Origin of the sequence: Azospirillum sp. TSO22-1 (genome assembly GCF_003116015.1) — a bacterium.
Classification (GTDB): domain Bacteria; phylum Pseudomonadota; class Alphaproteobacteria; order Azospirillales; family Azospirillaceae; genus Azospirillum.
In genome coordinates, this window is sequence record NZ_LGQZ01000051.1 from 24,160 (window position 1) to 44,953 (window position 20,794).

The 20,794-nt window shown below is 71.1% G+C and carries 20 protein-coding genes; 16 read left to right on the top strand and 4 right to left on the bottom strand.

Translation table 11 applies throughout. The features are described from left to right. The first annotated feature begins 5 nt into the window (after positions 1-5). From TSO221_RS14110 to paaI, 4 genes are read left to right on the top strand one after another with little or no spacing between them, the layout of a single operon-like run. Entirely contained in the window at positions 6-1,586 is a 1,581-nt protein-coding gene (locus TSO221_RS14110; RefSeq protein WP_109119143.1) for an AMP-binding protein, read from the top strand. Then, complete coding sequence (locus tag TSO221_RS14115) at positions 1,583-1,996, top strand: OB-fold domain-containing protein (protein ID WP_109119144.1); 414 nt, start codon at positions 1,583-1,585, stop codon at positions 1,994-1,996. The genes TSO221_RS14110 and TSO221_RS14115 overlap by 4 nt, the downstream gene beginning before the upstream one ends. Next, a complete protein-coding gene (locus TSO221_RS14120) occupies positions 1,993-3,138 on the top strand; it encodes a thiolase family protein (protein WP_109119145.1) in 1,146 nt (381 codons plus the stop codon). The genes TSO221_RS14115 and TSO221_RS14120 overlap by 4 nt, the downstream gene beginning before the upstream one ends. 12 nt (positions 3,139-3,150) lie before the next feature. Beyond that, entirely contained in the window at positions 3,151-3,636 is a 486-nt protein-coding gene (paaI, locus tag TSO221_RS14125) for a hydroxyphenylacetyl-CoA thioesterase PaaI (protein ID WP_247878048.1), read from the top strand. Between the two features lie 275 nt (positions 3,637-3,911). On the opposite strand, the gene TSO221_RS14130 is transcribed toward paaI, so the two are convergent. Next, complete coding sequence (locus TSO221_RS14130; RefSeq protein WP_109119146.1) at positions 3,912-5,162, bottom strand: glycosyltransferase family 4 protein; 1,251 nt, start codon at positions 5,160-5,162, stop codon at positions 3,912-3,914. A 291-nt stretch (positions 5,163-5,453) separates the two neighbouring features. Between TSO221_RS14130 and TSO221_RS14135 the strand changes: the two genes are divergently transcribed. From TSO221_RS14135 to TSO221_RS14170, 8 genes are all read left to right on the top strand, one after another. After that, positions 5,454-5,984 carry an RNA polymerase sigma factor gene (locus tag TSO221_RS14135; RefSeq protein WP_247878049.1) on the top strand — a complete coding sequence of 177 codons (531 nt, stop codon included), beginning with the start codon at positions 5,454-5,456 and terminating at the stop codon, positions 5,982-5,984. Positions 5,985-6,067: 83 nt separating this feature from the next. Beyond that, entirely contained in the window at positions 6,068-7,006 is a 939-nt protein-coding gene (locus tag TSO221_RS14140) for a FecR domain-containing protein (protein ID WP_199229479.1), read from the top strand. A gap of 184 nt (positions 7,007-7,190) precedes the next feature. Continuing rightward, a complete protein-coding gene (locus TSO221_RS14145) occupies positions 7,191-9,566 on the top strand; it encodes a TonB-dependent receptor (RefSeq protein WP_158284091.1) in 2,376 nt (791 codons plus the stop codon). Between the two features lie 2 nt (positions 9,567-9,568). After that, on the top strand, positions 9,569-10,426 hold the full coding sequence (locus tag TSO221_RS14150; protein ID WP_109119149.1) for an alpha/beta hydrolase-fold protein: 858 nt from the start codon (positions 9,569-9,571) through the stop codon (positions 10,424-10,426). A 17-nt stretch (positions 10,427-10,443) separates the two neighbouring features. Continuing rightward, positions 10,444-11,562, top strand: a complete 1,119-nt coding sequence (locus TSO221_RS14155) for an ABC transporter substrate-binding protein (RefSeq protein ID WP_109119150.1) — start codon at positions 10,444-10,446, stop codon at positions 11,560-11,562. 14 nt (positions 11,563-11,576) lie between these two features. Next, entirely contained in the window at positions 11,577-12,623 is a 1,047-nt protein-coding gene (locus tag TSO221_RS14160) for an iron ABC transporter permease (protein WP_109119151.1), read from the top strand. Further along, positions 12,620-13,420 (top strand): ABC transporter ATP-binding protein, encoded by an 801-nt coding sequence (locus tag TSO221_RS14165; protein WP_109119152.1) that lies wholly within the window; start codon positions 12,620-12,622, stop codon positions 13,418-13,420. Before TSO221_RS14160 ends, TSO221_RS14165 begins: the two co-directional genes overlap by 4 nt. Then, entirely contained in the window at positions 13,417-13,710 is a 294-nt protein-coding gene (locus tag TSO221_RS14170; RefSeq protein WP_109119153.1) for a DUF2218 domain-containing protein, read from the top strand. The genes TSO221_RS14165 and TSO221_RS14170 overlap by 4 nt, the downstream gene beginning before the upstream one ends. A 22-nt stretch (positions 13,711-13,732) precedes the next feature. Here the strand turns inward: TSO221_RS14170 and TSO221_RS14175 are convergent, their stop codons facing one another. Further along, complete coding sequence (locus tag TSO221_RS14175; protein ID WP_109119154.1) at positions 13,733-15,013, bottom strand: dicarboxylate/amino acid:cation symporter; 1,281 nt, start codon at positions 15,011-15,013, stop codon at positions 13,733-13,735. 248 nt (positions 15,014-15,261) lie between these two features. On the opposite strand from TSO221_RS14175, the gene TSO221_RS14180 reads away from it, so the two are divergent. Both TSO221_RS14180 and TSO221_RS14185 read left to right on the top strand, forming a co-directional pair. After that, complete coding sequence (locus TSO221_RS14180) at positions 15,262-15,927, top strand: aldolase (RefSeq protein WP_109119155.1); 666 nt, start codon at positions 15,262-15,264, stop codon at positions 15,925-15,927. 201 nt (positions 15,928-16,128) lie between these two features. Next, the gene (locus tag TSO221_RS14185) at positions 16,129-18,231 is read left to right on the top strand and encodes a HAMP domain-containing methyl-accepting chemotaxis protein (protein ID WP_109119156.1); all 2,103 of its coding nucleotides are present in this window, start codon (positions 16,129-16,131) and stop codon (positions 18,229-18,231) included. 34 nt (positions 18,232-18,265) lie between these two features. Here the strand turns inward: TSO221_RS14185 and TSO221_RS14190 are convergent, their stop codons facing one another. Beyond that, complete coding sequence (locus TSO221_RS14190) at positions 18,266-19,015, bottom strand: GntR family transcriptional regulator (protein WP_158284092.1); 750 nt, start codon at positions 19,013-19,015, stop codon at positions 18,266-18,268. A 345-nt stretch (positions 19,016-19,360) separates the two neighbouring features. Here TSO221_RS14190 and TSO221_RS14195 point away from each other — a divergent pair, with 345 nt between their 5' ends. Together TSO221_RS14195 and TSO221_RS14200 are read left to right on the top strand one after the other, a co-directional pair. Continuing rightward, entirely contained in the window at positions 19,361-20,098 is a 738-nt protein-coding gene (locus TSO221_RS14195) for a TerC family protein (protein ID WP_109119158.1), read from the top strand. Between the two features lie 35 nt (positions 20,099-20,133). Further along, positions 20,134-20,373: a hypothetical protein gene (locus TSO221_RS14200; protein ID WP_109119159.1), complete on the top strand. Its 240-nt coding sequence runs from the start codon at positions 20,134-20,136 to the stop codon at positions 20,371-20,373. 10 nt (positions 20,374-20,383) lie between these two features. Here TSO221_RS14200 and TSO221_RS14205 read toward each other — a convergent pair whose 3' ends face one another. Then, positions 20,384-20,635, bottom strand: a complete 252-nt coding sequence (locus TSO221_RS14205) for a hypothetical protein (RefSeq protein WP_109119160.1) — start codon at positions 20,633-20,635, stop codon at positions 20,384-20,386. Positions 20,636-20,794: the final 159 nt, after the last annotated feature.

Here is a 20,794-nt window from a genome sequence, read left to right on the forward strand (position 1 = left end):
GGGCCATGTTCCGCAACGACCGACCGCAGAAGCGCACGGTGCACGCCGTGCTGCGCGACCGCGCCGAACGCCAGGGCGGGCGCGCCTTCCTCAGCTTCGGCGGGGAGACCTTCAGCTACGCCGCGCTGTGGCACCTGTGCGAACGCGCCGCCGCCGGCCTTCAGGGCCTCGGCGTCGGCAAGGGCGACACCGTCGCCATTCTGATGGGCAACAAGCCGGAGTTCCTGGCGCTGTGGTTCGGCGCCGCCGCCATCGGCGCCATCGAGGTGCCGCTCAACACCGCGCACCGCGGCGACCTCCTGGCGCACATGCTCGACATCGCCGAGTGCGGCATCATCGTTGCTGACGCCGAGTTCGTGCCGGCGGTGCTGGCGGTGGCGGAGCGGCTGCCCCGCCTGAAGCACCTCGTGATCGCCGGCGAGCCGCCGGCCGCCGCCGGGCGGCTGGCGGTGCACCGGCTGGCCGACCTGATGGACAACGACGGCCGCTGGCGCGACCCCGGCGTCGCGTGGTCCGATCCGTACGCGATCATGTTCACCTCCGGCACCACCGGGCCGTCCAAGGGTGCGGTGATGCCGCACCACTACGGCGTGCGCATGGGCGAGCTGATCGCCGGGGCCACTGGCTATACCGAGGACGACTGCCTGTACAACGCGCTGCCGCTGTTCCACGGCAACGCCCAGGTGCTGTCCACCATGCCGGCCCTGCTGTCCGGGGCGCGCATGGTGCTGGCGGAGAAGTTCTCGGCCGGGCGCTTCTGGGACGACATCCGCCGGCACGGCTGCACCGAGTTCAACTACATCGGCACCATCCTGTCGATGCTGATGAAGGCGGAGCCGTCGCCGGCGGACCGCGACCACCCGCTGCGCCTGATGATGGGCGCCGGCGCCGGACCCGGCCTGTTCGAGGCGTTCGAGGCGCGCTTCGGCGTCACGCTGGTCGAGGGCTACGGCATGAGCGAGATCGGCCTGCCGCTGATGAGCACGCGCGAGCGGCGCAAGCCCGGAAGCTGCGGCGTGCCTACGGAAGACTACGAGGTCCGTCTCGTCGGCAACGATGGGCTGGAGGCGGCGGATGGCCAGCCCGGCGAGCTGCTGATCCGGCCGAAGCGGCCGCACGCCATGATGCTGGAGTACCGCCGCATGCCGGAGAAGACGGTGGAGGCGTGGCGCGACCTGTGGTTCCACACCGGCGACGTGCTGGAGCGCGACGCCGACGGCTTCTACCGCTTCGTCGACCGCCGCAAGGACGCCATCCGCCGGCGCGGCGAGAACATCTCCTCCTTCGAGGTGGAGCGCACCGTCAACAGCCACCCGGCGGTGCAGGAGAGCGCCGCCATTCCCGTCCCCTCCGAGCTCGGCGAGGACGAGGTGATGGTTTGCGTCGTCGCCAAGCCGGGTGCGGCGCTGGCGCCGGATGAGCTGATCGCCCACTGCCGCGCCAACATGGCGGCCTTCATGGTGCCGCGCTACGTCCGGCCGATGGCCGAGCTGCCGAAGACGCCGACGCAGCGTGTCGAGAAGTACCGGCTGCGCGCCGAGGGCGTGACCGCCGACACCTGGGACCGCGAGAGGACCCCCGCATGACCGGTTTGCCACCCGAACTGGCCGGGGCCTACCGCGTGCTCGACGACCGGCACGTGGTCCTGCTCGCCGCCCGCGCCGGTGCCGACGGTGCCCTGACATTCCCGCGCCGCGCCTGGAACGCCGCCACCCTCGCGCCGGCCGAGCCGGTGGAGGTCGCCGCCGTCGGCCGGGTCTACAGCCACACCACCGTCTGCGCCAAGGCGCCCTACGGACTGCCGACGCCGTACGCGGTGGGCTATGTAGACATCGACGGCACCGGCCTTCGCGTCTTCGGCCTGTTTGACCAGGACTCGGCGGCGGCGCTGGCGCCCGGCCAGCGGGTCGAGCTGGTGGCCCGCCCGGTCGGCGTCGGCAACGACGGCGCCGCCTGCCTGCGCCCGGTGTTCCGTCGCCTGGAGGACGCCGCATGACCATCGTCCACATTGCCGGAAGCGCCGTCCTGCCCTTCGGCCGCTATCCCGCACGCGACGTCGTCTCGCTGGGCGCCGAGGCCGCCCGCGCGGCCCTCGCCGACAGCGGGCTGCGGCCGGCCGACGTCGGCTTCGGCGTCTTCGCCAACGCGCTGGCCGGCCGACTGTTCGGCGCCTCGACGCTGGGGCAGAACGTGCTGGCCGAGGTCGGCGTCGCCGGCATCCCGGTGCTCAACGTCGAGAACGCCTGCACCTCGGGTTCGACCGCCGTGCACCTCGCCTGCACCGCCATCCGCGCCGGCGAGGCCGAGGTGGCGTTGGTGGTCGGCGCCGAGAAGATGTGCGTGCCGCAGCTCGGCCTGATCAACTCCGGCGAGACAGAGGTGGACACGTTGCTGGGGCTGGTCACGCCAGCCAGCTTCGCGCTGCGCGCGCAGCGCCACATGCACGAGTTCGGCACCCGGCCGGAGCAGCTCGCCGCCGTGGCCGTGAAGAACCGCGCGCACGCCGGCCGCAACCCGGCCGCCATGTTCCGCCAGCCGGTGACGCTGGAGGAGGTGTTGGCGGCACCGATGATCGCCACGCCGCTGACCCGGCTGCAGTGCTGCCCGATCGCCGATGGCGCGGCGGCGCTGGTGCTGGTGAGCGAGCGCGTGGCGCGGCGGCTGGGAGCGACCGTGCGGGTCGCCGCCTCGGTGCTGACCACCGGCACCTACGAAACGGCGCCCGAGCTGGCGCGCTGGGAGACCGATCGACGGGCCGCCGGCCTCGCCTACGAGCAGGCCGGGCTGGGGCCGGGCGACCTGCACGTGGTCGAATGCCACGACGCCTTCACCATCGCCGAGCTGCTGCACTACGAGGGGCTCGGCCTGTGCCCGCCGGGCGAAGGCGGCGCCTATGTGGAGGGCGGCGCGGCGGCGCTCGGCGGCCGCACGCCGGTCAACCCGTCCGGCGGCCTGCTGAGCCGCGGCCATCCGGTCGGCGCCACCGGCGTCGCCCAGGTGGTGGAGATCGCCCAGCATCTGCAGGGCCGCGCCGGCGAACGGCAGGTGCCGGGGGCGCGCGTCGGGCTGGCCCACTGCATGGGCGGCGACAAGGACGGCGATACCAAATCCTGCACCATCATCATCCTGCGCACCTAAGGAGACACGCCGTTGGACACCATCATCGACGCCACCGCCGCCGGCTCTCCCGAGGCCCTTGCGACCGCCGTCGCCACCGCCATCCGCGGCCGTGACCGCGTCAGCCGGCAGCTCGGCATCGACCTGCTGGACATCGGGCCCGGGCGCGCGCGCATGGCGATCACGGTGCGCGAGGACATGCTGGGCGGACACGACCTGTGCCACGGCGGCATCCTGTTCACCCTGGCGGACACCGCGTGCGCCTATGCGGTGTGTTCGCGCAACGTCGCCACGTTGTCGCAAACCATGAACGTCGCGTTCATCGCGCCCGCCAGGCTCGGCGACCGGCTGACGGCGGAGGCCACTGAGGTGGTGACCAGCGGCCGCACCGCCTATTACGACATCCGCATCACCAACCAGGACGAACATCAGGTCGCCGTGGTGCGCGGCCAGTGTCGCCTGCTCGGCAAGCCGATCCTCGTCACGGAAGCCGGGGACTCCACCGCGTCGCCGGCCTGAGCAACGTCGGTGGCCGTCCGCGCCACCGCCTGCTCCACAGGTTCCCATCTCGCGCGGGCCGGCGACGCTGCTGACCGTCGGCCATGCCGGTCTGGCGGGTGCCGGACCGTGCCCGCTGGACCCCGCAAGTGCTGTCGCCCGCGGTGATCGCCGAGCTCCACGGCGTGGAGGCGCTGGTGCTGACCGATGCGGAGGGCATCCCCCACGTGCTCCCCGTCCGCGCGTCGCGGCCCTCGGCCTTGGGGGCATGGCGCGGGGATTCGTCACCGTCGGCCTCACCCGCGCAGGCCGGTGGCCGGCGCCACCGCGTGCAGGAAGAGTGCCGCCAGAACCTGATAATCATGATGCTGAAGCACGAAGCGGCGGCCGTTCGCGCCAAGGCGCAGCCGCTCGGCGGCGGGCATCCGTCGCAGGGCGAGAATGGCCTGCGTCAGCGCGGCCGGATCATCGGGAGCAACCGTGATTCCGCATCCGGCCTCGCCGACAAGATCGTTGCTGGCGTCGCTTCCCTGCACCACCGGGCGGCCGGCCAGCATGTAGTCGAAGATCTTGTTGGGCGAGATGCCGTAGCGATAGAGCGGGCTGCGCGCCCACGAGACGACCAGCGCGTCCTGCCGCGTCAGGAAGGTCTGCACCGCCCGCTTGGGAATCCGGCCGAGCAGGTGGAAATTGTCGAGCCCGTGGCGCACCGCCTGCGCCCGCAAGGCATCCTCGTGGTTGCCGCTTCCGACCAGCAGGAACGACACGTTCTCGTGCGCCAGCAGGCGCGCCGCCTCGACCAGAGGCCCCACCGCGTTGGACAGGTTCAGGCCGCCCGCATAGCCGATGAGAAAGCGCCCGCGCGCGCGTTCCTGCTCGATCACCGTCTCCACGTCGGGCGGCAGATCGCCGCTGAAGGACGCCTGCGGGTGGGCGACGGGGATGCCGTTCGGCACATGGGTGAACTTCCGCGGATCCATGCCCCGACTCACCATGTGCTCCAGCGTGTGGGGCAGGATGGAGACGACGGCATCCGCCTGGCGGTAGGCGGCATCCTCGGCCATCTGCATCAGGCGGATGTAGGGGTGGTGCGGCGAGTAGCCGCCAAGCAGCATCGGGCTCAGCGGCCACAGGTCGTGCACCTCGAAGACCAGCCGCGCCCCGCTCAGCCGGGCGATCCGCGCGCCGGGGTAGATGTCCAGCGGATAGGTGGAGGAGCAGATCACGAGATCGGGCCGCTCCTCGCCGGCGATGCGGTCCGCGTACGCCATCAGCTTGCCGATGAAGGTCATCATGTTCGCGACCCGGCCGAGGCCATTGCCGGCATAGCCGCCGGTCCGCAACCAGCGGAAGCGGATCCCCTCCTCCTTGGTCGCGTCGAGGTCGGCGTGGATCGCGAGCTTGTGGGCGCGCAGGTGCGAGACGCTCGATCCGATGACGGTCACCGCGTGCCCGCGTGCCATCCATTCACGGCCAAGGTAGAACGGACGATACTCCATGCCCAGGCGGTCGGAGCCCGCATAGTGGTTGATCACCAGGATGTTCATGGTCGTCCTCCGCAAGGGGGGCTGGGGCGTCTCAGCTGGCCTGTGGTCGGCTGCCAAGCCAAGTTTTGGACATAGGTCGGCACAGGGATCCTGCGTCGCCCTGTGGAGGTGCCTCAAACGGCTGCGTGGAAATCAGGCGGAGAGCCGAGGCGGTGCCTCAACATAGAATGCAAATGCGAATGAATCGCATATCATCCTTGACCGCCGGCCCGGCAAAAGGTTAGGACGCGTAGGATAACGCTCCATCCGCATCGGTGCGGTGTGACCGCAGCGCCCACAGGAGGTCCGGACGTGCCCAGCGAGCGGCAGCGATCCAACGGTCTGATCGCCAGCGTCCAGGAACACTACGCGGACCTGCTCCGCTTCCTGGCGCGGCGGATGGGCGATCCCGACCGGGCCGCCGACGTCGCGCACGACACCGTCTTGCGTCTGGCGGCGGCGGGGGAGGCGGTGACGGACGTTCAGGACCAGCGCGCCTACCTGTTCCGCGTCGCCGGCAACCTCGCCATCGACACGCTGCGGCAGAACGCCCGGCGTGCCGCGGTCGTGGTGAGCGACGACGCGGTGGAGGCGGTGCCCGATCCCGCCCCGCTGCCGGAAACCACGCTGCTGGCGCGCGAACGGATCCGCCAGCTCGGCGCCGCGCTCGACGCGCTGCCGGCGAAGCCACGGCAGGCGCTGCTGCTCAGCCGCATGGAGGGAATGACCCACGCGCAGATCGCGGCTCGGCTCGGCGTGTCCGAGAGCATGGTGGCCAAGTACATCGCCCAGGCGCTGCGGCACTGCCGCGACCGCCTGGATTCCCTCAACGCTGGAGAATAGCGCATGCTCGCGCTGCCGTTTCGCCCCGCCGGATTCGTCGTGTGGACAGGGGAGGCGCGGCCTCCGTTGCCGGGACGCCCATGATGCCGAACGAACCACGCTTACCCATCCCGTTCCCGCCGCGGCTGAGCGACGAGGCGATCGACTGGGTGGTGCGCCTGCGCTCCGGCCGGGCGACGGCGGAGGACCAGGCGGCCTTCGCGGCGTGGCGCCGGCGCAGCCCGGCGCACGTGGCGGCGGCGGCGCAGGCCGAGACGCTGTGGCGCGACATCGGCGCCGTCGGCGCGCGGCCGGAGCGGGCGCGCGCGTTCGGTCGGCGCGCCGTGCTGGGTGGTGCGGTCGCGGCCTCGGCCGCCGCGCTGGCGGTCGGCGGCGGTGTGGTCGGTCCGCTGTCCGGGCTGTACGCCGACCACGCCACGCGGGTCGGCGAGCGGCGGGAGATCCGCCTGCCCGACGGCTCGCTGGCCGCGCTCAACACGGCGACGGCGCTGTCCGTCGCCTTCTCGGCCGGCGAGCGCCGCGTCGTGCTGCACGAGGGCGAGGCCCAGTTCGAGGTCGTCCGCGACGCCGCGCGCCCGTTCGTCGTGCGCGCCGGCGGCGGCGAGGCGCAGGCGCTCGGCACCGTGTTCAGCGTGCGCAACACCGGCGGGGCGGTCGAGGTGGTGGTCAGTGAGGGCAGCGTCGAGGTGCGCGGCGGCGCGCACGCGGTCCGCCTCGTCGCCGACGAGCGCGTGGCCTTCGGCACGGGCGGCGAGCCGGGCGCGCCGGAGCGCGTGGACGCCCGCACGGAGACGGCATGGCGGCGCGGCAAGCTGATCTTCAACCGCCGCCCGCTGGGCGACGTCGTGACCGAGATGCAGCGCTACCGCCCCGGCCGCATCGTCGTGGCGGACGACCGGCTGCGGGCGCTGGAGGTGTCGGGCATCTTCGAACTCGGCGACGCCGACGGCCTGCTGCGCACGGTCGAGCAGACCATGGCCGCCCGCATCGTCCGCCTGCCGCTGCTGACGGTGATCTACTGACCTCGCGAAAATTTTTCGCCGGCCGCTGCAAGGTCGTTCCCCCTCGTTCGTCGTAGACCTAGAGAGTGCGAATGGTTCTCGTTCGCAGTATTTGCATAAGAAACGAAGGGCTTCTGGCATGGCTGAGCGGCGGGGGTGTGTGGCGGTCGATCGGGACCGGCATCGGGTGAGGAGCGTTCGGGCGTTGCTACTGCTGTCCACCGCGGCGGCGCTGTGCGCCGTTCCGGCGCTCGGCCGCGCGGCGGAGACGGCGCGGCAGGTGGCGCAGGCGGAGCAGGCGGTGCGCTTCCAGATTCCGGCGCAGGAGTTGGACACCGCGCTGACCGCCTTCGCCGACCAGGCCGGCCTGCGGCTGCTGTTCGCCTCGCGCGACCTCGCCGGCCTGCGGACGGCCGGGTTGAGCGGCACGCTGACGCCGGCGCAGGGGCTGCGCCAGCTGCTGTCCGGCACCGGCTACACGTGGCGGTTCAGCGACACGCGCACCGTGGTGCTGGAGAAGGTCGCCGCGGCGCCGGGCGTCGTCGTCACCGACCCGGTCTCGGTGGAAGGGCGGCGCAGCAGCCGCGACCCCGGCGCCACCGAGGGCACCGGCTCCTACGGCGGGTCGGTGACCACCGTCGGCTCCAAGATGCCGACGACCCTGCGCGAGACCCCGCAGTCGGTCAGCGTCGTCACCCGCCAGCGCATCGACGACCAGAACCTGAACCGGCTGGAGGACGCCATGCGCGCCACCACCGGCATGACGGTGCTGACCAACGACCAGGGCCGCTCCAGCATCTTCACCCGCGGCTACGAGCTGGACAACGCGCTGGTGGACGGGCTGCCGGCGCCGCTGTCCAGCGTCTACGGCACGCAGCCGGACCTCGTCATGTTCGACCGCATCGAGGTGCTGCGCGGGCCGTCCGGCATGCTGTTCGGCACCGGCGAGCCGGGCGGCACCGTCAACCTGGTGCGCAAGCGCGCCCAGGACCGCTTCACCGCGACGGGCTCGGCGACCCTCGGGTCGTGGGAATACCGGCGCGCCGAGGTGGACGTCGGCGGACCGCTGACCGAGGCGGGGAAGGTGCGCGGGCGCCTCGTCGGAGCCTTCCAGGACCGCGACACCCACGTGAACGTCAACCACAACCGCACCAAGGTCGGTTACGGCACCGTCGATATCGACCTGACCGAGAACACCACGCTGTCGCTCTCGGCGGCGCGGCAGGAGGCGAGCATCAACCCGTTCAACGGCCTACCGGCCTACGCGTCCGGGCAGCTCTTGGACGTCGACCGCTCGACCTTCATCGGCGCCGACTGGAACCGCTTCCGGAACGACATCACCGACGGCTTCGCCGAACTGGAGCACCGCTTCGAGAACGGTGGGCGGGCCCGCGCCGCCGTCCGCTACAGCGACCGCGACGTCGATTTCAAGTACGCCTATTCGCGCAGCGCCGTCGACCCGCGCACCAACACCACCGGCCTGACCGTGCTGGCGCGCCAGTACTGGGAGGAGTCGCTCTCGGCCGACGCCAACGTCAGCCTGCCGTTCAACCTGCTGGGCCAGACGCACACCGTGCTGGCCGGCGTCGATTTCCGGCGCTACCAGCAGAAGCTGTACCAGGGTCAGGTCAATTTCGGGCCGGCCATCAACATCTACAACCCGATCTCCAACGTGGCGGAGCCGGCGACGCCCTTCACCACGCGCACCGAGAACGAGCCGATCCAGTACGGCGCCTACGGCCAGCTGCGCCTGAAGCCGGTCAGCCCGCTGACCGTGCTGGTGGGCGGGCGGCTCAGCCGCTACGAGAACACTTCCACCAACCTGGTCAACGGCGCCGTCACCACCTTCACCGAGGAGGGCAAGTTCACGCCCTACGCCGGCGTCATCGTCGATCTGACCGACACGGTGTCGGCCTACGCCAGCTACACCGACATCTTCCAGCCGCAGACCGCCACCGGCGCCAACGGCGCGGTGCTGCGGCCGCGCACCGGCGCCCAGTACGAGACCGGCCTGAAGGGCGAGTTCCTGGGTGGTGCCCTGAACGCCCACGCCGCGCTGTTCCGCCTGACCGACGAGAACCGCGCCATCGCCGACGCCACCCGGCCCGCCGTCTCCATCGCCGCCGGCAAGGTGCGGGTGCAGGGCTTCGAGGCGGAGGTCAGCGGCACCGTGCTGCCGGGCTGGGAGGTGTTCGCCGGCTACGCCTACACCCAGACCGAGTACCTGACCGCCCCGCCGGGCCAGTCCGGCACCTTCAACACCTGGACGCCGAAGCACTCCGCCACGCTGTGGACCCGCTACAGCTTCCAGGACGGCCCGCTCGACGGCTTCCACGTGGGGGGCGGCCTGCGCGCCTACAGCGGCTACTTCGCGCAGTCGGGCGCGGTGCGGTTCGAGCAAGCGGGCTACACCGTCGCCGACGCCCAGATCGGCTATCAGGTCACCAAGGCCGTGGGCGTCGCGCTGTCGGTCAACAACCTGTTCGACACCAAGTACTATTCGCGCGTCGGCGGACCGACCGTGTTCAACTTCTACGGCGAGCCGCGCAGCGCCTGGCTCAAGCTGACGGCGAAGTTCTGAGCATGCGCCGGCTCGTCCCCCTTATCCTGGCGCTTCTCCTGGCCGGCGCCGCCCCGGCGGCGGCGGACTCCGTCACCGTGCCGAACAGCGAGGTGCGCGTGATGCACGCCCGCGACGACGGGCGGGAGTACCGCATCCTCGTCGCCCGGCCGGCCGGCCCGCCGCCGCCGGCCGGGTTCCCGGTGCTCTACGTTCTCGACGGCAACGCGGCGTTCGCCACGGCGGCGGAGGCGGTGCGCGTGCAGGGCCGCCGCCCCGCCGCCACCGGCGTGGCGCCGGCCGTCGTCGTCGGCATCGGCTATCCCACCGACGGGCCGTACGACGACACGCAGCGAATCCGCGACTTCACCACGCCGGCCGACCCGACCAAGCTGCCACCGCGCCCCGACGGCTCGCCCTGGCCGGCCAACGGCGGCGCCGACGCCTTCCTGCGCTTCCTGGTGGAGGAGGTGAAGCCGGCCATTGCCCGCGATTTCCCGGTAGATGGCACGCGCGACGCACTGTTCGGCCACTCGCTGGGCGGGCTGTTCGTGCTGCACACCCTGTTCACCCGGCCCGACGCCTTCCGCGCCTACGCCGCCATCAGCCCGTCGCTCTGGTGGAACGACCGCGCGATCCTGGAGGAGGAGAGCCGCTTCGCCGCCTCCGCCCCGCCGCCCGGCCGCCGCCTGCTGATCGCCGTCGGCGGGCTGGAGCGCCAGCGCAACATGGTGGAGGACGCCGAGGCGCTGGCCGCGCGGCTGTCCAGGCTGGGCACCCTTCAGGTCGTCCAGCGCACGTTCGAGGGCGAGAACCACGCCTCCGTCGTGCCGACCGCCCTCAGCCACGCCCTGCGCGCGACGCTGGGGCCGGCCCCGTGATTCCGAGAGGTTCGTCGATGCTGAGAATCCTGCTGTCCGCCCTGGCCGTCCTGCTGCCGCTGGGGTCCGCCACCGCTGCCGACCGGGTCGAGGTCACCGACCTCGCCGGCCGGACGGTGTCGGTGCCGGCCCGGGTGGAGCGCGTCATCCTCGGCGAGGGACGCTATGTCCCGGTGCTGGCCATCCTCGACCGCGACGACCCGACGAAGCGCGTCGTCGGCCAGATGGGCGAGTTCCAGCTGCTCGACCCCGGCACCTTCGCGCAGTACCGCGAGCGCTTCCCGAAGCTGGCGGAGATCCCGCCGGTCGGGCGGGTGTCGGCGGACAGCTTCAACGTCGCGCAGGCCATCGCGCTGCAGCCGGACGTCGCCATCTTCGGGCTGGAGGGGCACGGGCCCTCGCCCAAGGCCGCCGAGGTCATCGCGCAGCTGGAGGCGGCGGGCATCGCCGTGGTCTTCATCGACTTCCGCCGCGATCCGCTGAAGAACACGCCGCGCAGCGTCGCGCTGCTCGGCACGGTGCTGGGCCGCGCGGCGGAGGCCGCGGAGTTCACCGCCTTCTACGAGGCGGAGCTGAAGCGCGTCACCGACCGCGTCGCCACCCTCGCGGCGCCCCCCACGGTGTTCCTGGAGAGCCGGGTCGGCCTCAACGACCAGTGCTGCGAGACGATGGTGAACGGCATGATGGGCCGCTTCATCGACGTGGCCGGCGGGCGCAACGCCGCGGCCGGCCTCGTGCCCGGTGAGACCGGCACCGTCAACGTCGAGCACCTGCTGACCCGCGAGCCGGACGTCTACATCGGCACCGCCACCGGCGCGCTGGCCACCATGGACAAGACGCCCAACCGCATCGTGCTGGGCGCCGGCGTGACGCCGGAGCTGGCCCGCGCCTCGCTGGAGCGCGCGCTCAAGCGCACCGGCATCGCCGAGCTGGCGGCGGTGCGCGAGAAGCGCGCCTTCGCCGTCTGGCACCACTTCTACAACTCGCCCTTCAACGTCGCCGCCGTGCAGGCCTTCGCCGCGTGGCTGCACCCGCAGGCCTTCGCCGACCTCGACCCGCAGGCGACGCTGCGCACGCTGTACGAACGCTTCCAGCCGATCCCGCTGAACGGCACCTACTGGGTCGGCCTGAAATGAGGGATGGCGGGGAGATGACGGCCGCGCCGCCATTGGCACGCCTCTACGCGGGCTTCGTGCGGCGGCGCGTCGTTCTGCTGGTCGCACTGGCGGTGGCGCTGGCGGCGTCCTTCCTGGTGGACATCGCCACCGGGCCGGCGGCGCTGCCGCTGCGCGACGTGGTCGCCGGCCTCATCGACCGGGCTGCGCTGCCGCGCGCGCAAGGCGTGATCCTGTGGGACGTGCGGCTGCCCTACGCCGCCATGGCGGTGTTCGTCGGCGCCGCGCTCGGGCTGGCCGGGGCGGAGATGCAGACGGTGCTCAACAACCCGCTGGCCAGCCCGATGACGCTCGGCGTGTCGTTCGCCGCCACCTTCGGGGCGTCGGTCGCCATCGTGCTGGAACTCGACCTGTTCGGGCTGGGCGCCAACGTCGCCATCGCGGCCAGCGCCTTCGCCGGGGCGGCCGGGGCGACGCTGCTGATCTACGCGCTGTCGCGCAGCGTGGGCGCGACGAAGGACACGGTGGTGCTGTTCGGCATCGCCATGTTCTTCACCTTCAACGCCTTGGTCTCGCTGATCCAGTTCGTGGCGAACACCGACGCCCTGCAGCAGATCGTGTTCTGGACCATGGGCAGCCTGGCGCGCGCCACCTGGGGCAAGATCGACGTGATCGCCGTGGTGCTGGTGCTGTGCGTGCCACTGTCCCTGCGCGATGCCTGGGCGCTGACCGCGCTGCGCGGCGGCGAGGAGCAGGCGCGCAGCTTCGGCATCCCGGTGGAGCGGCTGCGCCTCACCGTGCTGCTGCGCGCCAGCCTGCTGGCGGCGGTGGCCGTGGCGTTCGCCGGCGCCATCGGCTTCATCGGGCTGGTCGGTCCGCACATCGCGCGGCTGCTGCTGGGCGAGGACCACCGCTTCTACCTGCCGGGCAGCGCGCTTGCCGGGGCGGTGGTGCTGTCCGCCGCCTCCATCGCCAGCAAGCTGCTGATCCCCGGCCTGATCGTGCCGATCGGCATCGTCACCGCGCTGGTCGGCATCCCGCTGTTCATGGCGCTGGTGCTCGGCCAGAGGAGGGCGCCGTGACGCGCGGGCTCTCGCTCCATGACCTGAGCGTCGGCTACGGCCGCCGCACCGTGCTGTCGGGGCTGGAGCTGGAGACGGTGCCGCCCGGCTCGCTGGTGGCGGTGATCGGGCCGAACGCCGCCGGCAAGTCGACGCTGCTGAAGGCCATCGCCGGCCTGCGCCCGGCGTCGGGCCGCATCGTGCTGGACGGCGAGGACCTGACGGCCATGGCGGCGCACCGCCGGGTGCGGCTGGTCGGCTACCTGCCGCAGGCGCTGCCGCAGGGCACCTCGCTGGTCGCCTACGAGGCAGTGCTGGCCGCGCTCCGCGCCGTGCGCGGCGATGGGTCGGCGGAAGCCGCCATCGACGCGGTGTTCGACCAGCTCGGCTTGCGCGACCTGGCGCTCCGCCGCCTCGGCGAGATGTCGGGCGGGCAGCGGCAGATGGTCGGGCTGGCGCAGGCGCTGGTCCGCCGGCCGCGGCTGCTGCTGCTCGACGAGCCGACCAGCGCGCTCGACCTGCGCTGGCAACTCACCGTGCTGGAGACGGTGCGCGCCATCGCCGCGCGCGACCACTCCATCGCGCTCTTGGCCATGCACGACCTCAATCTGGCGCTGCGCGCCTGTGATCTGGTGGTGGTGCTGGCGCACGGCCGGCTGCTGACGGCGGGGCCGCCGGAACAGGCCATGAGCCCCGACGTGCTGCGCCGCGCCTACGGCATCGAAGGCCGGGTCGAGCGCTGCTCGCAGGGCTTTCCCATCGTCCTCTCCGACCGCGCCGTGCCGCGGTCCGAACCGTCCGGGAGCATCCCGCCATGATCGCCTCCGAAGCCAGGGTGACGACGGCGCTGGCCAGCCGCTACCTCGTCCAGCTCTGCAAGCATTTCCGCCACAAGATCGCGGTCGAGTACGACGAGACCCGCGGCCGGGCGGAGTTCGCCATGGGCGTCTGCGTCATGGAGGCCGGCGACGGCGCGCTCACCCTGCGTTGCGAGGCGTCGGACGCGGCGGCGCTGGCGCAGGTGGAGAGCATCGTCGGCCAGCACCTGGAGCGCTTCGCCTGGAAGGAGAAGCCGGCGCTGATCTGGACGCCCGACGGGGCGGCGTAGCCGCTCATGACGTCAGCGGCCGTCAGTCCGCCGCAGCGGCGGCGGAAAGTGCGGCCTCCTCCGTCATCTCCTCCTCGGCGCCGATGGCGTCTTCCCACTTGCCGACCACGGCTGTGGCGATGGCGTTGCCCAGCACGTTGGTGGCGGTGCGCCCCATGTCGAGGAAGTGGTCGATGCCCATGATGAGCAGCACGCCGGCCTCCGGCAGGTTGAACATGGGTAGGACAGCGGCCACCACCACCAGCGACGACCGTGGCACGCCGGCGATGCCCTTGCTGGACACCATCAGCACCAGCAGCATCAGCAGTTGCTGCTCCAGGCCGAGCGGCAGGTTGTAGGCCTGCGCGATGAACAGCGACGCGAACGTCGTGTAGATCATCGAGCCGTCGAGGTTGAACGAATAGCCGAGCGGCAGCACGAAGCCGATCACCCGCTCCTTGATGCCGAAGCCCTTCAGCTCCTCCATGACGCGGGGATAGGCGGATTCGCTGGATGCGGTGGAGAACCCCAGAAGCATGGGCTCGCGCACCGTCCTGACCAGGCGGAACACGTCGTTGCGCAGCACCAGATAGCCGGCGCCGATCAGGAACGCCCACAGCACCACCAGCGTCAGGTAGAAGCTGCCCATGAACTTGCCGTAGACCAGCAGCACGCCCAGCCCCTGTGTGGCGACCACATTCGCGACGGCGGCGAAGACGCCGATGGGGGCGAAGCGCATGACGTAGTCGGTGACGGTCAGCATCACCGGCACCACTTCCTCGATGGACTGGACCAGCGTGCGCGCCTTGGTCTCGCGCAGCTTGCCGAGCGCCAGGCCGACGAACACCGAGAACACCAGGATCTGCAGGATCTCGTTGTTGGCCATCGCCTCGAAGAAATTGCGCGGGAAGACGTGGGTGACGAACTCCCGGAGGTTCAGCGCCGAGGTCTTCAGGCTGACTGCGGTGCCGGCCTCGGGCAGGGGCACGCCGACGTCGGCGCCGGGCTGGAACAGGTTGGCGAAGATCAGGCCGATGGTCAGCGAGGCCACCGAGGCCATCAGGAACCAGCCCACCGCCTTGCCGCCGATGCGGCCGGCGGTGCGGGCGTCGCCCATGCCGGCCATCCCCGCGACCAGGGTCGAGAAGATCAACGGCGCGATGATCATCTTGATCAGGCGCAGGAAGATATCGGTCACCATGGCGAAGTACCCGGCGATCTCCTTCGCCGCCGGGCCGCCGCTCAGGACGTTGCAGGCGTAACCGACCAGGATGCCCAGCACCATGGCGACGACGATCAGCGCCGTCTGCTTGTTCATCTTCATGGGAACTCTCCTCCTCCGCCACCGACGCGTGCGCCGGCCGAGGTCCGGGTCAAAGACTGGGGACGCTCGTCGGCCCGCCCGCGGCGAGGGCCGCCGTCATCCGGCGACAAAGGCGCATATCACTTACGCCCTAGATGAACGGCATAGCAATATACCAGTTTGGTTAATGTTGTGACATGCCGCACGGCGGCAGTTGTGGCGCGGCGCCGGGAACTGGGCGATCATCGGGGGAAGGGGAGGGCGAAACCATGCCGGAAAGCACGCTGCGGGAAGACGTCTGCCGCTTCGGCCGCTCGCTGTTCGAGCGCGGCCTGACGCCGGGATCGTCGGGGAACATCTCGGTGCGGCTGGACGACGGCGGCTGGCTGGTGACGCCGACCAACGCCTCGCTCGGCTTCCTCGACCCGGCGCGGCTCGCCCGCCTGGATGCCCAGGGACGCCTGCTGTCCGGCAACCCGCCGACCAAGGAGATCCCGCTGCACACGGCGCTGTACGAGACTCGCGGGGCCGCGCGCGCCATCGTGCACCTGCACTCGACGCACGCGGTGGCCGTGTCGATGCTGTCGGAGATCGACCCGCGCGCCGTGCTGCCGCCGCTGACCGCCTATTCGCTGATGCGGGCCGGGCAGGTGGCGCTGGTGCCATACTACCGGCCCGGCGATCCGGCGGTGGCCGACGCGATCCGCGGGCTGGCCGGGCGCTATTCCTCGGTGCTGCTGGCCAACCACGGCCCGGTGGTGGCCGGCGACAGCCTGGAGGCCGCCGTCTTCGCCACCGAGGAACTGGAGGAGACGGCGAAGCTGCACCTGCTGCTGCGCAACCTGAACCCGCGCCACCTGACCCCGGCCCAGGTCGCGGATCTGGTCGCGATCTTCGGCCTCGACCTCCCGCACCCGCCGCACGACCACGCCTGACCGGCGTTGGGCCGGGGCGGCAGGGGGCGTCGCGGCGTGCGACAAGCCGCCGCTGGTCACCCGACAAAAATACTAGTATATCAATTTTGCGACCTTGGCTTTGTGGCTGTCACACAACCCGATCGCTTGCAGGCGCAGGACCACGGTTCATGAACGGGCCGTGCCCGCTTCGTGGCGCCTTCCAACCGCATAGGCATCGTCATGCCACAGATTCTCCAGCGCCTCTCGATCCGTGCGATTCTCGGGTTGGTGATCGCCGCGCTCGGCCTGCTGCTGATCAGCACGAGCACCTACACCCTGGTCGATGTCGTCCAGCGCACGCACGGCGCCAAGCAGGTCGCCGCCCTCAGCTCGGTCAGCCGCGAGCTGCTGCGCACGCTCCTCGCCGTCCGGCTGGAGCGCGGCGTGCTGACTCCCGCCCTCGGCGCCGAAGCCGCCATCAGCGGCGCCGACGAGAGCAACGTCGCTGCGAACCGGCGGGTCTCCGAAGAGGGCTACGCCGCCATCGCGGCGGCGCTGGAGACGCTCGATCTTCCGGGCTTGCGGGCGGTCGCCGACCGCCTCCGGTCGGCTCACGACCTGATGGTCGAGATGCGGGGCAAGGCCGACGCGGCCGCCCGCCAGACGAAGGCGGCCCGCGATCCCCAGGTGGCGAACGCGTGGTCGAAGGCGCCCGTGGAGTACATGAACGCCCTCACCGCCACCACGGATCTCCTGGACGGGGCGCTGAAGCTCACCGATCCCGTCGTCGACCATCTCCTCCTGATCAAGCGGGCCGCCTGGACCACCCGCCTGAACGTCGGCGGCGTCGCCCTGCCGATCCAGGTCGCCGTCGCCACGGGCAAGGAGTGGACCCAGGACGACGCGCTGACCATCACCGACCTCAGCGGCCAGGCGAGGCACGCGTGGTCGATCGTGGAGGAGGCGGTCTCCCGTTTCGACACGCACCCCTCCATCACGGCGGCCGTGACCAAGGCGAAGGCCAACTTCGAAGGGCCGTACGTCGAGATGCGCAAATCGGTCCTGAAGGCCCTTGTGAGCGGTCAGGCGTTGCCCGTCGATCTCGCCACCCTCCGCCAGCAGGACACCGCCAACCAAGGCTACATCGTCGATGCGGCGCATGCCGCCGTCGAGCAGATGGTGGCGCGGGCGGACGCCCGGGCGGGCCGTGCGACGCTCGACGCCGTCATTGCCACCTTCCTCGTCGCCGCCGCCGTCGTCCTGACGGTTGCCGGCTTCCTTGCGGCCCACAAGCGCGTCAGCGGCCCGATCCGCGCCATGACGGACAGCATGAGGCGCTTGGCCGACCGCGACATGGCGGTCGAGATCCCCGGCATCGGCCGCCGCGACGAGATCGGCGCCATGGCCGCCGCGGTGATGGTGTTCCGCGACAGCATGATCACCGCGGAGCGCCTCGCCGCCGCGCAGGCAGCCGAGCAGGCCGCCAAGGAGCGCCGCGCCGCGCATCTGGAAGGGCTGGTGCGCGCGTTCGACGCACACGCGGCATCCATCGTCGAAACGGTCGCCTCGGCCGCGACGGAGATGCAGCGCACCGCCACCGCCATGTCGTCCATGGCCGGCCACGCGAGCGAGCAGGCGACGGCGGCGGCGGCGGCCTCGGAGCAGGCTTCGGCGAACGTGCAGACGGTCGCCACGGCCACCGAGGAGCTGTCGGCGTCCATCTCGGAAATCGGCCGTCAGGTCAGCACCTCGACGGAGATCTCCGAGCGGGCGGTGACGCAGGCCAAGCGGACCACCGCGACCATGCGCGGTCTGGTGGACGCAGCCGACCAGATCGGCGCCGTGGTCGAGTTGATCAACAGCATCGCCGGGCAGACCAACCTGCTGGCCTTGAACGCGACCATCGAAGCAGCGCGCGCCGGCGAGGCCGGCAAGGGCTTCGCGGTGGTCGCCAGCGAGGTCAAGGCTTTGGCGAACCAGACGGCGCGCGCCACCGAGGAGATCCAGGCCAAGGTGAAGGAGATCCAGTCGGCGACCGGCGGCGCCCAGTCGGCCATCCACGACATCGCGCAGACCATCGGGCACATCAGCGAGATCGCCACGGCCATCGCCGCCGCCATCGAGGAGCAGGGCGCGGCGACCCGCGACATCGCCGGCAACGTGGTGCAGGCCGCCCGGGGCACCAGCGAGGTGTCCAGCAACATCGTCGGCGTGAACCAGGCGGTCATGGAGACCGGAGCCTCCTCCTCTCAGGTGCGGGATTCGGCCAGCAGCCTGGCTGAAGAGGCGGAAACGCTGCGTCGTGAGGTGAGCAGCTTCATCGCGGCGGTCCGCGCGGCGTAAGCCGCCGGCCGCCGGATGCCCTCTCCGCTCTCGCCTACATGAGGTAGAACGAGACCTCCTGAAGCAGGCTCAGCAGGCACTCGTCCGTAAGGAAGGGCAGGACCATCGGCATGATGACGCCGCTGCGGGCCTGGGAAGCCTTGCCGCCGCCGAGCGTCTGCCCGAGGAAGGCCCCGATCCGCTCGATGCGCGCCGAAAGCAGCGCCGCGGCGCCCTCCACGTCGCCGCCGTCCACGCCCTTGAACAGCGCGTCCATCTCGAGCTTGGCCGAAGATGCGGGCATCTCCAGACGCCCGGCGTGAACGCGCATCGCCGCGATCTTGTGGGCGATCAGTCGATGGGCGTCCGCCAGGAAGCCGTTCCCGGAGTGCGCAAAGATGGCCGCCTGCGCGTCGGCCTCGTCGCGGATCACCGCGCGCTCGTCGCCGCGTTGCGCGGCCTGCGCGATCCGCAGGCGCACTCCGTCCAGGGCGGCGGCGAGGCCGGCACGGTCGTGCTCGGCCGCCGCCCGCAGCGCCGCCGTGGCCAGGATCGCCCAATGCGCGCAGATCGGCGCCGCCTCCAGGGGATCCGGCACGAACACGAACGTGCCCCGGTGCGGCAGGATCGTGACCAGCCCCTCGGTCCGAAGCAGAGCGAGGGCTTCGCGGACCGGCGTCTTGCTGATGCGCATGACCTCGGCCAGCGCGTGCTCGGTCAAGGCTGTCCCGGCCGGCAGCTGGCCGGTGACGATCAACTCCCTGAGCTGCGCCGCGGCCGCCTCGGTCAGTGAGGGGCGGCTCAACGGTGCGACGACCGTCCGATCCGCGTCGTGCGCCCCGGACCTTGCGGACTCTGGAAACGCCGGCGGTCGAGATCCCGGGTTCTGCATCGCGATCATCCGCTCCTTCACCGCCATCCCGGCGTTGCGGCGATGATAGGGCGCGCGCCCCTCGCAGGCAATCCAACGCCGCCCCTGCGGCAAAAGGCTCGACGGGCGCCGCGCGCGCCGCGGCATCGTGCCGCGTCGTGTCTAATATCTAATATACTAGTATGTGAACGACGTGTCGGGTACTCTGACCGGACGGCGGGTGCGGCGCGAGGGCGCCCTGCCTGGACATCGGCGGCGGATTTCAGGTCGGAGGGCGGAATGTTCGAGTTCGGCGAGTTCCTTATGGCGCTCCTGCAGATCATCTGGATCAACATCCTGCTGAGCGGCGACAACGCGGTCGTCATCGCCATGGCGTGCCGCTCGCTGCCGCCGAAGCAGCAGAAGCTGGGCATCATCCTGGGGACCGGACCGGCGGTCGTCCTGCGCATCGTCTTCACGATCCTGATCGCCTACCTGCTCCAGATCCCCTTCCTGAAGGTCGCCGGCGGCGTTCTTCTGCTGTGGATCGCCTACAAGCTGATGATCCCGGAAAACGAGGAGAACCACGCGGTCGGCACCGGGGGATCCCTGATCGAGGCCGTCAAGACCATTGTCATCGCCGATGCGGTCATGAGCCTGGACAACGTGATCGCCATCGCCGCGGCGGCGAAGGGGAACATGCCTCTGCTGGTGATCGGGCTGGTGATCAGCATCCCGCTCATCGTGTTCGGCAGCACGCTCGTCCTGGGCTTGATCAATCGGTTCCCCGTCCTGGTGACGGCCGGCGCCGCGCTCCTCGGGTACATCGCGGGGGAGGTGATCGTCTCCGATCCGACGCTGGTCGCCTGGGTCGAGCACGACGCGCCCGTCCTGCACAGCGTCGTGCCGTTCGTTGGCGCCATCGCCGTCGTGGCCCTCGGGTACGTCATGGCGCGCAAGGCCGCCCGCGCCGGTGAGGCGGAGGATGCACTGGGTGCGGTGCAAGCGGACGCCGTCGCGTCCGATGCGACGGATTGACTTGGCCCCTGCGGTACCGGGAAGGAGCATGGACCATGCTGGCAGGCTTCATGAACCATGCGTTCGGGGTGGCTGCGCTGCTTCCGTTGCTGGGGCTCGCGGTTGCGCTCGTTCTGGTCGGCCGGTTCAGATCCGTTCCCAAGGGACGGGCGGCGGCCGTGGCCGATACCCCCTCCCTCGGCTTCGACAAGGCCGCGCTGTTCTTCGAGATCCTGTATTACGGCGCGCACGTCGTCGTGCTTGCGCTCCTTCCGCTCTACCTCTGGCTGGCGTGATCCCCGTTCCTCAGGTCCGGGGCGTGCCGAGGGAGTGACGGACGTCGGCGGCGAGCCGCCCGGCGATCTGGATCGAGCGGAGGTGGTCCACGTCGGCCATCCCCCGCACCGGCTCCGCCTCGACCGGGAACGACTCCGACCGGCAGAGCCACGGCCCCTTGGCGCAGACCATCACCTCGTAGGTGCGGGAATCCTCGTTGAACAGGCATTCGGTCTCGACGCCCCGGGCGTCGGTCTCGGCCCACATGATCGTCTTGCTCATCGGTTTGCATCCTTGCGTTTGAATGGTGATGGACGGCGCGCGGGATTGCCCGCGCTTACTTCTTCTTGAGCGCGGCGACGCCCGGCAGGTCCTTGCCTTCCAGCCACTCCAGGAAGGCGCCGCCGGCGGCCGAGACGTAGGTGAACCTGTCCTCCACCC